7 protein-coding genes and 1 pseudogene are annotated in these 12,333 nt (G+C 56.8%); all 8 read left to right on the forward strand.

What is annotated here, in order from left to right; genetic code table 11:
- Positions 1-246: 246 nt before the first annotated feature.
- The gene (gene tssI, locus PG887_RS15690; RefSeq protein ID WP_270822212.1) at positions 247-2,292 is read left to right on the forward strand and encodes a type VI secretion system Vgr family protein; all 2,046 of its coding nucleotides are present in this window, start codon (positions 247-249) and stop codon (positions 2,290-2,292) included.
- Positions 2,282-3,010, forward strand: a complete 729-nt coding sequence (locus tag PG887_RS15695; RefSeq protein ID WP_270822214.1) for a DUF4123 domain-containing protein — start codon at positions 2,282-2,284, stop codon at positions 3,008-3,010. Before tssI ends, PG887_RS15695 begins: the two co-directional genes overlap by 11 nt.
- The gene (locus PG887_RS15700; protein WP_270822215.1) at positions 3,007-7,875 is read left to right on the forward strand and encodes an RHS repeat-associated core domain-containing protein; all 4,869 of its coding nucleotides are present in this window, start codon (positions 3,007-3,009) and stop codon (positions 7,873-7,875) included. Before PG887_RS15695 ends, PG887_RS15700 begins: the two co-directional genes overlap by 4 nt.
- A gap of 2 nt (positions 7,876-7,877) precedes the next feature.
- The gene (locus tag PG887_RS15705; protein ID WP_146042856.1) at positions 7,878-8,234 is read left to right on the forward strand and encodes a hypothetical protein; all 357 of its coding nucleotides are present in this window, start codon (positions 7,878-7,880) and stop codon (positions 8,232-8,234) included.
- Between the two features lie 294 nt (positions 8,235-8,528).
- On the forward strand, positions 8,529-9,578 hold the full coding sequence (locus PG887_RS15710; RefSeq protein ID WP_270822218.1) for an IS481 family transposase: 1,050 nt from the start codon (positions 8,529-8,531) through the stop codon (positions 9,576-9,578).
- A gap of 80 nt (positions 9,579-9,658) precedes the next feature.
- Positions 9,659-10,126, forward strand: coding sequence for a hypothetical protein (locus PG887_RS15715; RefSeq protein ID WP_146042857.1), 468 nt, complete (start codon positions 9,659-9,661; stop codon positions 10,124-10,126).
- 140 nt (positions 10,127-10,266) lie between these two features.
- A complete protein-coding gene (locus PG887_RS15720) occupies positions 10,267-11,628 on the forward strand; it encodes a tetratricopeptide repeat protein (RefSeq protein ID WP_270822220.1) in 1,362 nt (453 codons plus the stop codon).
- A gap of 126 nt (positions 11,629-11,754) precedes the next feature.
- Positions 11,755-12,255, forward strand: a pseudogene (locus PG887_RS15725) (IS481-like element ISAs19 family transposase); the annotation flags it as partial.
- Positions 12,256-12,333: the final 78 nt, after the last annotated feature.

Genomic DNA, 12,333 nt, shown 5'->3' on the forward strand with positions numbered 1-12,333 from the left:
TCGTCTCTGCAAGGACAACCTGCCCGGAGACCGTATTTCCGATTTTTCAACCCACGCATTTTTTCTTCTGTCCGTTTGCCTGGTGTGAGCGGTAACAAGAAAAAATCCGAGTTTACGTCTTGCCGCACGCCGTCAAGGGCGTGCGGCAGCCATGGTGGAAGAAAAATCCAGGCGATGGCGAAGATCTCACATGGCTTGATGTGCCCCACCTGATGGGGCCGCACGATATTTCAGGGGCGCGCAGCGATGGCAGACAGCACAGGATTACAATTTACCGTCAAGGTGGGGGCCCTGCCCGAGAGCACTTTCGTGGTGGCCGAGTTTGCACTGGATGAGGCGTTGAACCGGCCCTTCAACCTGCGCCTGGAGTTGGCAAGCGCTCAGCCCGACATCGACGTTGGCGCCGTGCTGGACCAGCCGTGCGAGCTCTTGGTGTGGTACAACGGCGAGCTGCAGCGCCGGGTGTGCGGGGTGGTCAGTGACTTCGCGCAGGGTGACAGCGGCTTTCGCCGCACCCGCTATCAGCTCATGGTACAGCCAGCCCTATGGCGGCTGTCACTTCGCCAGAATTCCCGCATCTTCCAGGCACAAAAGCCCGATGAAATCCTCAGCATTCTTTTGCAAGAGCACGGCATCACCGACTATGCGTTTGCCCTGAAAAACGAGCACGCCAAGCGGGAATACTGCGTTCAGTACCGGGAAACCGACCTCGATTTCGTGAACCGCCTCGCCGCCGAGGAGGGGATGTTCTATTTCCACGAGTTTGAAGCGGGCAAGCACCGCATCGTGTTTGCCGATGACGCTGCCGCCCTGACCGCCGGCCCCGAGCTCTTTTTCAACCTCGGCAACCGTTCGCTGGAACAGGGGCCCTACGTCCGTCAGTTCCACTATCGGGAGGCAGTGCGTTCGAGCGATGTGGAGCTCAAAGACTACAGCTTCAAGACCCCGGCTTATGGCCTTTCTCACAAAAAGCAGGGTGCAGAGCTCGAACACCAGCGCGATACCTACCAGCACTTCGACTACCCGGGCCGCTACAAAGCGGACCAGAGCGGCAAGGCGTTTGCCCTGCATCGGCTGGATGCGCTGCGCAATGACGCAGTGGCGGGCCAGGCTAAGTCCAACTGCGCGGCCTTGCTGCCGGGCCAGACGTTTTCACTCACCGAACACCCCAACGGCAGCCTCAATACCGACTGGCAAATCGTGCGCATCCAGCACACCGGCTTGCAGCCGCAGGCGCTGGAGGAGGAGGGGGGCTGCGGCCCCACCATCTACCACAACGAATTTGGCGTGGTGAAAGCCAGCACTACCTGGCGGGCACGCATCGGCAGCCCGGAGGCCCCTCACAAGCCGATGGTGGACGGCCCGCAAATCGCCATGGTGGTGGGTCCCGAGGGGGAGGAGATTTACTGCGACGAGCACGGCCGGGTGAAGCTGCAATTCCCGTGGGACCGCTACGGTTCGAGCAACGACCAGAGTTCCTGCTGGGTGCGCGTATCCCAGGGCTGGGCCGGCGGTCAGTACGGCATGATGGCCATCCCGCGCATCGGCCACGAAGTTATCGTCTCATTCCTGGAGGGGGACCCCGACCAACCCATCGTGACCGGTCGCACTTATCACGCCACCAACCGACCGCCCTACGAATTGCCGGCCAACAAGACCCGCACCGTGCTGCGCACCGAGACCCACCAGGGGGAGGGTTTCAACGAGCTGCGTTTTGAAGACCAAGCGGGTCAGGAAGAGATTTATATCCACGGTCAGAAAGACCTGAACGTGCATATCGAAAATGATGCCGCCTGGCACATCAAGCACGACGAACACAGGGACATCGACAATGAGCGGGTGACCCGCATCAAGGCCAATGATCACCTCACAGTGAACGGTGAAAAACGGGAGCACATCAAGGGGGACTATTCCCTCGGCGTTGACACCTCCATGCATCAAAAACTCGGTCAGCGCTGGCTCACCCAGGCGGGGCAGGAGGTACACGTCAAAGCCGGTGCCAAGGTGGTGCTGGAGGCGAGTTCAGACATTACCGTCAAGGTCGGCGGCTGCTTCATCAAGGTCGATGGCGGCGGCGTCACCCTGGTGGGGCCCACCATCAAGATGAACTCGGGCGGCAGCCCGGGTGCCGGCTCGGGATGGGGCGGCAAGTCACCATTGGGCCCTCTGGGTGTCAGTGTTCCCCCCAAACCCAAGGTACCGCTCACTCCTGCCCAACTGGCCACCATGAAGAGTGCCGCCCCTTTCTGTGAAGAGTGTGAAAAATGCAAGGAGGGTGGCTGTGAGATTTGAGAGCACACCGCTGGAAGCGTGGATACAGAGGCAATCAGCCCCTCTTTATGCCGTGCTGGCGGGGGCGTGCGATGCGGCTCCCTTGCAGCACTACTACCAGCTCGATGGCCGCGAAACGCCACGCGGGCTCTATCTTGGCACCCCTTATGAAGACTGGCATCCCGTCATGCCCTATCTGGTTGCCCTCGACAAGGAGAGCCCCTTTATCGAGTGGGCGCAGGGCGCCGAGGCGAGCGACTGGGGCTGGATAGTGGCGAGCGAGCAACCTGTCGATGCCCTCTATGCCCATCTGCAGGGGCTGACCCAGATCTGGCACCAGGGGGAGGCGGTCTTCTTCCGTTACTGGGATGGTGTTTATCTGAAACGCATTCTGGTCCAGCTGGGAGAGGGCTTCACCGCCCTGCTGCCAGGAGTGAACGGGATCTGGGTCGGAGGGGACGGCTTCGAATGGGCTGCGTCAGAAGCCGCAGCACCACGCGCATTCCCCTGGTGGGAGCTGCCCCCCGCCATTGCCGCGACCTTGACGAGACAGGATCCCGCCCCTCTTATCAACAACCTGATGCAGCAGTTGGCGGATCACAACGGTAAGCTCTACTGGGCGTTTCCCGAGGCGAACCTGCGCTGCAAGGTCGCCCGCTTTGTTTCCCGTCATCCATCCCCCGATATCGATCTGTTTCCGGCGCTGGAAGCGGCGCTGATCAATGAGGTTCAAGCATGAGCAATGTCGGCCAGGCCGTCTTCAACGAAGTGATCGCCGATTATCGCAACGTCCTGAGTGCCTATCGCAAGGATGCCGAGAGTTTCTTCCTGGGTGACATGCTCAGCATGGACATGGAGCAGACCATCAAGGTGGGCGACAAGACCATCACGGCATCGTCCGGCAGCAAGAAGGCGCAGTCCGTGGTGACGCAGTGCCCGCTGAGCGGCACGCTGCGGTTGGTTCATCTGTTCGAATCCGTCAGGTTTATTCCCATCGGCAATACCCCGTACAAGGTGGAGGCGGGGAAACTGGTGCGCGGACGATTTGTCAGCGAGGCGGTAGCCAAGGAGGGAACCCTGGATGGCAAGGGCATTGCCGAGGTCGGTAAGCTGACCCCGGGCAAGTCCTATCGGGTGACCTTCTACCCCAATGTGAAGAAGAGCGATCTGGATGCGCTGTTTGCCTCTTATGCCCCGGTTCAAAAAGACCTGGAGGCCTGGCTCACCAAGGAGTGGAACAGTGAGCACAAGGCGGCCTGGGCTCGTTACAGTGGCACTGGTGGCGGGTTTGGCAGCCATGCGCTGGCGGCGGCAAGCGGTATCGGCAAGGCGCTGGTCGGGGTGTGGGACGATCTCAAGACCCTCTACAACCTGCTGGCCGATCCGGTAGGCAATGCCAAAAAGCTGGCCGAGTTCGGGGTGGACGCTGCGGCCATGGCCAAGGCCGGGGCCTCCCAGATGGAAGCTGCCATGCTGGTACTGCAAGATGAGGCGCTGCTTTATCTTTATGCCTATGCCCTGGTGTGTTGGGTCAAGATGTTGCCCCCGGATCAGCAGACCGAGTTTGGTGCTCAGGTGATTTCGTCGGTACTGATTGACGTGATCATCGGGGTGGTGCTGACCGGCGGGGCAGGCCTGGCTGCACGCTATGGTGCCAAGGCTGCCACCATGGCCAAGAACAGTGACCGGGTCATGCGACTGGTCACTTCCCTGGTCGATCTCTCCAGGAAACACAACCTGGCCCAGCACGCCCAGCAGGCGAAAAAGGTGCTGATCACCGGGGCTGCACCGTTGAGCCCGGCCAAAAAAGCGGATCTCAAGCTGGTCGATGGCAATGCCAACACGCTGGTGGAAAAAGGCACGGCGGCCAAACGCCGATTCCAGGGGCACACCGAGATCAAACAGGTGAACAAGACACCTGATGCCTCCAAGCAGGCAGTTACCCCGAATAACCGGCCCCATCAACCGGAAGCCAGCACCTGCAAGAACAACTGCCCGGTCTCCATGGTGACGGGGGAGGAGTTGCTGGCACTGCAAGATGGCGAACTGCCGGGCTTGCTTCCCTTTGTCTTCGGGCGCCTCTATCGCACCTCTGCCGTCGCGCAATCCTGCGGCATGGGGCTTGGCTGGACGCATGCCCTTGCGCACCGACTTGAACGTCACGGCGATACCCTGACCTGGTGGGATGAGGAGTCCCTGGCAACCGAACTGCCGTTGCCATCAGCCGCCAGACCCATGGTGACCAACCTGTTGTCGGAGGCGGCGGTCTACCTCGGTGACGAGGCTGATGAAGTGATCCTGGCCAAGGCTGGTTCGCCGTTCCTGCATTTTACCTGGCATGGCGAGATTGGGCGGCTGACCGGTTTTTCCGATCCCTACGGCAATCGACTGACAGTGCGTTCTGACCGTCAAGGGCGCCCCGCCTGGGTTGAAAATGACGCTGGGCTGGCCCTTCGTCTCGCTTACGAGGGCGACCACATCATGGCGCTCGAGTTGCAGCGCTTTGATGGCATTGCCTGGCAGCCCCAGGCCACGCTGCAACGCTACCACTACGATGACCATGGTCACCTGGTAGCGGCCGAGAATGGGGCCGGGGAGTGCGAGCGGTATCGCTATCGTGATGATGGGGTCATTGTTGAGCGCCGTCTGGCTGGCGGTGCCGGTTTCTTCTGGGAGTGGGAAGGGGAAGGCAAGTCTGCCCGCGCCATCCGCCACTGGAGCGATGTGGCGGGTTTTGATGTCACCTATGGCTGGGATGATGACAAGGGCGAGGTGACGGTACTCAATGCCGATGGCAGTCAGGAGGTGTATCAGCACGACAGCCAGGCACGTCTTGTCCGCCAGCAGGATCCGGATGGTGCGATAACCGAGTTTGCCTACAACGGCAAGGGTCAGAAAGTACTGGCCCGTGATCCGCTGGGGGCCGAGACCCATTATCACTACGACGAAGAGGGGATGTTGGCCCTCGAAGTGGCTCCCGACGGCAGTCAGACTGCCTATCACTACTGGGATGGCCGGGTTCGCAAGGTAGTGCAGGGGGAGCGCGAATGGCGCTTTGAGCACAATCCGCAAGGGGATCTGATTGCCAGGCGGGATCCCCTGGGGAACGAAACCCGTTATGGCTATACCCCTCAGGGCAAGCTGTGCTCTGTGGTTCACCCGGACAGCACCCGCACCGAATTGGTATGGAACCGCCTTGGCCAACTGATCGAAGAAAAAGGGGTCGATGGCGGGACAAGCCGCTGGCGCTATGACGAGCGGGGCCGCCAGATCGTGCGGCAAGACCCGCGTGGCGCAATCACACGCTATGAATGGGACGCGGCAGATCGCCTCAGTGCCGTCCATCTGCCCGGGGGCGGCGTTCGCCGCTATGAGTACAACGCCTATGGCAAGGTCACGGCGCAGTGGGACGAGCTGGGTCGCGAGACACGTTTCGAATATCACCCCGGCCTGCATCTGGTGAGTCGGCGCATCAACCCCGATGGCAGCGAGCTCAAATACCGCTACGACAACGCCAAGCTCTTTCTCAGCGAGATCGAGAACGAGCATGGTGAACAGCATCGTATCCATTACCATCCCAACGGGCTGGTGGCACGGGAAACCGGCTTCGATGGTCGCACCACCGCCTACCGTTATGATCTCAACGGACGCCTGAGCGAAAAAGTGGAGTTCGGCAAGCAGGAGACCGAGCTGGTCACCCGCTATGAGCGCGACCCCATGGGGCGCTTGCTGAAAAAATCCCTGCCAGATGGTCGCGAGATCGTCTTCGAGTATGACGGCCATGGCCAGCTCATCCGGGTCGACGACGGTGCCTGGCCCCTGGCATTTGACTACGATGGTGCCGGTCATCTGGTGGCCGAGCATCAGGGGTGGGCCTCAAGCCATTTCCGATACGATGCCATGGGACGGTTGTCACACTGGCAACTGCCCGACGGCAACCGGCTTGGCTATCACTATCAGCACGGGGCGCTTGGCGGCATTGATCTCAACGGCGCCGAACTCACTCGCCACCAGGTGGTGGGTGGGCTTGAGCTGCGCAGGCAGCAAGGGGCACTGACCCAGCAGTACGAATATGACGAGCAGGGGCGCCTCTCGGCACTGCGTCTGCAGCGGGGCAAGCAGGTCGCCCGCGAGCGGCACTATGGCTATGACAGAACGGGCAACCTGCTGCGCATCGATGACAGCGTGCAGGGGGAGCAGCACTACCGCTACGATCCGCTGGACCGCTTGCTGGAGGTGCGGGGCGAGCTGACCGAGCGCTTCTTGCATGATCCGGCCGGCAACCTCCTGGGTGAACGTTCGGGTGGTCAGTTCGATGGGGCTCGCACCCAGGGGAACCGGCTGCTGTTGAGTGGCGATCGCCACTTCGAGTACGACGAATTTGGCCGATTGGCGCTGGAGCGGCGCGGCAAGGGCCAGCAACTGGTGACCCGCTATCACTACGACTGCCAGCACCAGCTGGTGAGGGCTGAACTGCCCGATGGCAGCACTGCCTGTTATGACTACGATGCCTTTGGTCGCCGCATTCGCAAGACGGTAAAGGGTGCAAAAGGCGAGCAGGTTACCGAATTCCTGTGGCAGGCCAACAACCTGATTGCCGAGAGCCACTATCTGCTCGGTGATGACAAGCATCGTACTGACGAGCAGTACCGCAGCTTTATCTATGAACCCGGCAGTTTCAAACCCCTGGCACAGCTGGAAGGGGAGGGGCAGAAGGCCGAGGTATTCCACTACCAGCTTGACCACCTGGGCACGCCCTTGGCACTGACCCGCACAAGCGGGGCCACCGCCTGGCAGGTGCGCTATCGAGCCTATGGCAATGTCTGGCGTGAAGAGATCGCCGAGGTGGCAACCCCCTTGCGTTTCCAGGGGCAGTATTTTGACGCCGAGACGGGGCTTCACTACAACCGCCACCGCTACTACCAGCCCGGCACGGGTAGATTTATCACCCCTGACCCGATAGGCTTGGCCGGCGGGCTCAATAACTACCAGTATGCCCCCAACCCTACAGGCTGGGTGGATCCGCTAGGGTTAAGTAATGTGCCGGGACAGTGTCCATTGGATACACCTAGAGCTCGGATCCCAGTTGAGCAGCAAGATGTATTCAAACAATTTGAGCAGCATCATACTGGCCAGTTTAACGATGACCATGCATTGGTTAGCGCATTTGAGAATGTGAGGGACAATGAGTCCCCATGGCCTGTTGGGTTTACTCCTAAGACGCGAATTATTCAGCCTGGAGAACGTTTTAATATGATCACTAATGAGGGCAGAGCTCAGTTTCCAGGTCAATTTGGTACTCAAAGTGAGATCCCTAACTCTAGCTTTGGTAGAGCAAATCTCGCAATCAAAGAAGAATGGAAAGGAACACTTGATAGAAGAGTTACCTATGAAGTACAACGTCCATTTGACATAGAATATGGTCCCGTTGGACCACAAATAGAAAAAATGTCTGATGGTTCATACAAGTATTATCCAGGGGGAGGAGAACAGATTAGACTTCTTTACAAAGATTTCGAAAATGCTGTTCCCAGTAAGAAAAATAATTATACAGATAACGCTTACCTAAAAATAATCTCTGATATAGCTTTGCCACAGGAGTGAAAATGAGGGTTGACTTAAATGAGAATGATATTTCTTGGGTTTATGATGGTAAAGAAATAAAAGTGATAGGTGATTATGTTGACGCTGCTTATGATAAGAAGTTAGATGGTGTGGCGGCTTTAAATGCCTCTGGCATTAGTTTTTTTGATAAGGAGGGAGATTTACTTTTCATTACCCGTTTTTCATTTAAAGAACCTGGTAGCTGCATATATTGCTTAGCAAACCAATCAGCTTCCGCAGAAAAAACAGTGAGAGTTGTTCTTGCACATGAACCGTCATTTAAAGGTGAGCGTTTTTGGCAACATGATATTAATATTGAAAATGGAACTATTTCAGAGCCACTTGCAAAATGGCGATGAATGAAAGAGTAGCTCCCCTCCGGGGATACATAATGCAAGGATAAGGTGATAGTCGGTTTAAATATAAAGTGCTACTGGTAATGAACCAGGGGCAATTTCTGGTGAGTGGGTTCCTGGCGGGAAAACTAAAGGTGGGGCAAAATAAGCCGCATTGCATGGTGCGGAAAACATAAAACATGATGGTATTGTATGGAGATGGTATTCACCTGACAGTTGCCCACAAAAGGGAGTGGTCATACGGCTTCAAACCGGATAACAAAACGGTACCCCTACCGTGTTATCTGGAGTCACCGTATGACCACCAACGAGAAAGTAGCACGTCGTAAACTCAGCTTGCTAGAGCTCGCCAAAGAGCCCAATAACGTCAGCACAGCCTGCAAGCTCATCGGCTACAGCCGCCAGCAGTTCTATGAGATTCGCCGTAACTACCAGACCTATGGGGCTGAAGGCTTGCTCGACAAACTCCCCGGCTGTAAAGGGGCGCATCCCAACCGGGTCACTCCCGAGATTGAACAGGCTATCCTCGATTACTCTCTCACCAGACCAACCCATGGTCCGCTGCGGGTCGCGCAAGAACTGGCTCTGCAAGGCATCAACGTCAGTGCGGGCGGTGTGCGTGGCGTGTGGCAACGTCACGACTTGCTCTCCAAGCATGACCGCTTGTTGCGCCTCGAGAAAACCCATAGGGAACAGACGATTGAGCTCAATGACGAGCAGATCCGCCTGCTCGAGCGCTTCAGCCCCGAGTTTCGCGAACGCCAAATTGAGGTTCACTACACCGGGGAACTGGTGGCGGTCGACACCTTCTTCGTCGGCGCACTCAAGGGGGTGGGCAAGGTGTATCTGCAAACCGTACTGGACTGCTACAGCCGCCACGCCTGGGGACGGCTCTACACCAGCAAGCTGCCGGTGACCTCGGTCCATGTGCTCAACGAAACGGTCCTGCCGTTCTTCGAGGCTCACGAGGCTCACGAGGCGCGGGTCTATACCATCCTGTCGGACAACGGGCGCGAGTTCTGCGGGCGCCCTGACCATCACCCCTACGAGCTGTTCCTGCAACTGGAGGGGATTGAGCACCGGACCACCAAGGTACGCAGGCCGCAGAGCAACGGCTTTATCGAGCGGCTACATCGCACCCTGCTGGATGAACACTTCCGTATCAAGGGGAGGACAACTTGGTATGAGTCGGTAGAGCAGATGCAGACAGACCTGGACAGCTATCTGGATCACTACAACACCCAGCGGCCACATCAGGGCAGGATGATGGAAGGACAGACTCCCTACAGCATGTTCAAAAAGGGTCTGAAATTGATACCGAAGGAAGTGCGCACTAAAGTAGCGTAAACAAGACACCGGTTTGAGGCCGGTGTCAGGTGATAACTAGATCTGTACAATCTGCTTAGTTATTTTGATGAAACGATGAGATGGCAATAATGAAGCCATATAGTGAAATTGAGTTCATATCAGAGTTCAAAACAAAACCATGGAATTTCTTTAGAGGAAATGAGGGATTCTTGATTATGGACCGAGATTGGGGAGAGCATGGCCATTATCGTTCAACTGGGCGTCTTCTAACCTATATTGAACGGGGAATTCTATCACTAGAAGATCTTACGAAAGGAATGAATGCGTTTATCGGCACGCTAGATAAAGATAGTAAAGAAGATTTCTTTCAATTTACCGCTAGTGCTTGCTACATCTATTGCTCCATATATGATGTGGATTGTTATCCATATAAAATAGAAGATGACTTTTTTTTACCAGGTCATGCTTGCCACAGTATTTCAAAAGAATATATTGATGGTATAACTTTTGACTACCATGATCAACATTATGCATCTTTGATAAAAAAGGAATACCCTAAATCAGGCTTGGCAAATCTTTTGCTGTGATACGTTTAATTTTATCTAGATTATAGTTGAGTGTTTTTTATTATGTGCTTTTGGTATTTTGGGTGTTTCTACTAAATTTCTTATTATCCTCTTGTTTAAAACTGCGGGTGTTATAGATGGTATATCGAGCTTTACTATCGATGTTATTAGCTAGTTTGCTTATTGCATGTTCTACAACTACACGACTCGCCGAGTCTGAACTCTCCCAAGCCGCCCAGCAGGGCCAGGGCAAGGCGCAATATGAGCTGGCCAACCGTCTGGCGGCCAAGCCGGATTATCCTGAGGCGATGCGCTGGATGAAGCAGGCGGTCGAGCAGACGGGCCCCATGGCGGCAGATGCCGATATTCGGGGCAGGGCCGCGCTACAGGTGGGAAGTTGGTATCAGGCTGGGTTGGGAGAGCCCAAAAATCCTGTACTGGCCAGGCAGTGGTGGCAGCGCTCCGCCAAGTTGGGCAATGGGGAGGCCAGCTATCAACTGGGTCAGGAGTGCCGGCAACGGCACAAGGGCAAGCTTACCAGTGAGTGTCTCGACTGGTTCGAGCAGGCCGCCAAGCGGGATCATGGAAATGCCCAACTGGTTCTGGGGCAGTGGTATGCAGGTCAGGCGGGGGCCGATGAAGAGGCCGTCAAGTGGCTGGAGAAAGCCGCCGAACAAGGGAATCGGGTTGCCCAATTCCAGCTTGGCGCTCGCTATGAGCAAGGGAAAGGGGTGATAAAACGCGCCGATCTTGCCCTGCGCTGGTATGAGAAAGCCGCAGCCCAGCAACAGCCGGACGCTTTGTTGGTGCTGGCGAGCAAGGCGCCCTCTGAAGAGGCATTCAGCCTCTATCAGCGCGCCGCCAATGCAGGAGCTGCTCCTGCCCAGCTGTGGTTGGGGCAGGCCTATCTGAGGGGGGATCTGGTTGCCCAGGACCTGGCGCTTGGCCGTTATTGGCTGGAGCTGGCGGCAGGCAATGGTTCCCATGAAGCCGAATATCAATTGAGCCTGCAGCAGAGCGATATCACCGCACGGGAGCACTGGCTGAACCTGGCTGCCGCGGGTGGTGTGAGTCAGGCCCAGCTTGAACTGGCGACCCTGCAACAGGAACGGGGGGAGTTGAAAGCTGCGCGTAAGAGCCTCTCTCTGGCGGCCTCGCAGGGCAATGTCGAGGCTCGATATGCCTACGGCGAGATGCTGCGACTGGGGCAGGGTGGTGAGGCTGATTATACCGAAGCCATGAAACAGTATCGGGCTGCGGCAAACGCCAATCATCGGCAAGCACAATATCGCATGGGCATCATGCGTGAGCAGGGATGGGGAGCCCCCCGCAATAGATTGCATGCTTATGCATGGTATTTATTGGCCGCAACGGATGGCAATATTGATGCAACCGCCGCCAGCCGTGAACTTGAAAAAGGCATGACGGCACAAGAAAAAAGTGCCGGTCAAAAACTGGCGCAGCACTGGTTCATCAGACTGGATAAACACGGTGAAATGGGGCAGGCATCAGAGAGTATATGATGCCATCCCCATAACATGTGTATGGAGATGGTATTCACCTGACAGTTGCCCACAAAAGGGAGTGGTCATACGGCTTCAAACCGGATAACAAAACGGTACCCCTACCGTGTTATCCGGAGTCACCGTATGACCACCAACGAGAAAGTAGCACGTCGTAAACTCAGCCTGCTAGAGCTCGCCAAAGAGCTTAATAACGTCAGCAAAGCCTGCAAGCTCATCGGCTACAGCCGCCAGCAGTTCTACGAGATTCGCCGTAACTACCAGACCTATGGGGCTGAGGGCTTGCTCGACAAACTCCCCGGCTGCAAAGGGGCGCATCCCAACCGGGTCGCTCCCGAGATTGAGCAGGCCATCCTCGATTACTCCCTCACCAGACCAACCCATGGCCCGCTGCGGGTCGCGCAAGAACTGGCTCTGCAAGGCATCAACGTCAGTGCGGGCGGTGTGCGTGGTGTGTGGCAACGTCACGACTTGCTCTCCAAGCATGACCGCTTGTTGCGCCTCGAGAAAACCCACAGGGAACAGACGATTGAGCTCAATGACGAGCAGATCCGCCTGCTCGAGCGCTTCAGCCCCGAGTTTCGCGAACGCCAAATTGAGGTTCACTACACCGGGGAACTGGTGGCGGCCCCCGGTGTCAGAATAGTTGTCGCCTAATCTGAATAATCTAAATGTGAAGACCGGGGGCGGATAAAGAGTGTCGAA

The sequence above is a fragment of the Aeromonas sp. QDB14 genome (assembly GCF_027707845.1).
Classification (GTDB): Bacteria; Pseudomonadota; Gammaproteobacteria; order Enterobacterales; family Aeromonadaceae; genus Aeromonas; species Aeromonas caviae.

Bases quoted from the DNA above. Each gene is read 5' to 3' on its own strand.
- tssI (WP_270822212.1), top strand. From the start codon at position 247: ATGGCAGACAGCACAGGATTACAATTTACCGTCAAGGTGGGGGCCCTG.
- PG887_RS15700 (WP_270822215.1), top strand. From the start codon at position 3,007: ATGAGCAATGTCGGCCAGGCCGTCTTCAACGAAGTGATCGCCGATTAT.
- PG887_RS15705 (WP_146042856.1), top strand. From the start codon at position 7,878: ATGAGGGTTGACTTAAATGAGAATGATATTTCTTGGGTTTATGATGGT.
- PG887_RS15710 (WP_270822218.1), top strand. From the start codon at position 8,529: ATGACCACCAACGAGAAAGTAGCACGTCGTAAACTCAGCTTGCTAGAG.
- PG887_RS15715 (WP_146042857.1), top strand. From the start codon at position 9,659: ATGGCAATAATGAAGCCATATAGTGAAATTGAGTTCATATCAGAGTTC.
- PG887_RS15720 (WP_270822220.1), top strand. From the start codon at position 10,267: ATGTTATTAGCTAGTTTGCTTATTGCATGTTCTACAACTACACGACTC.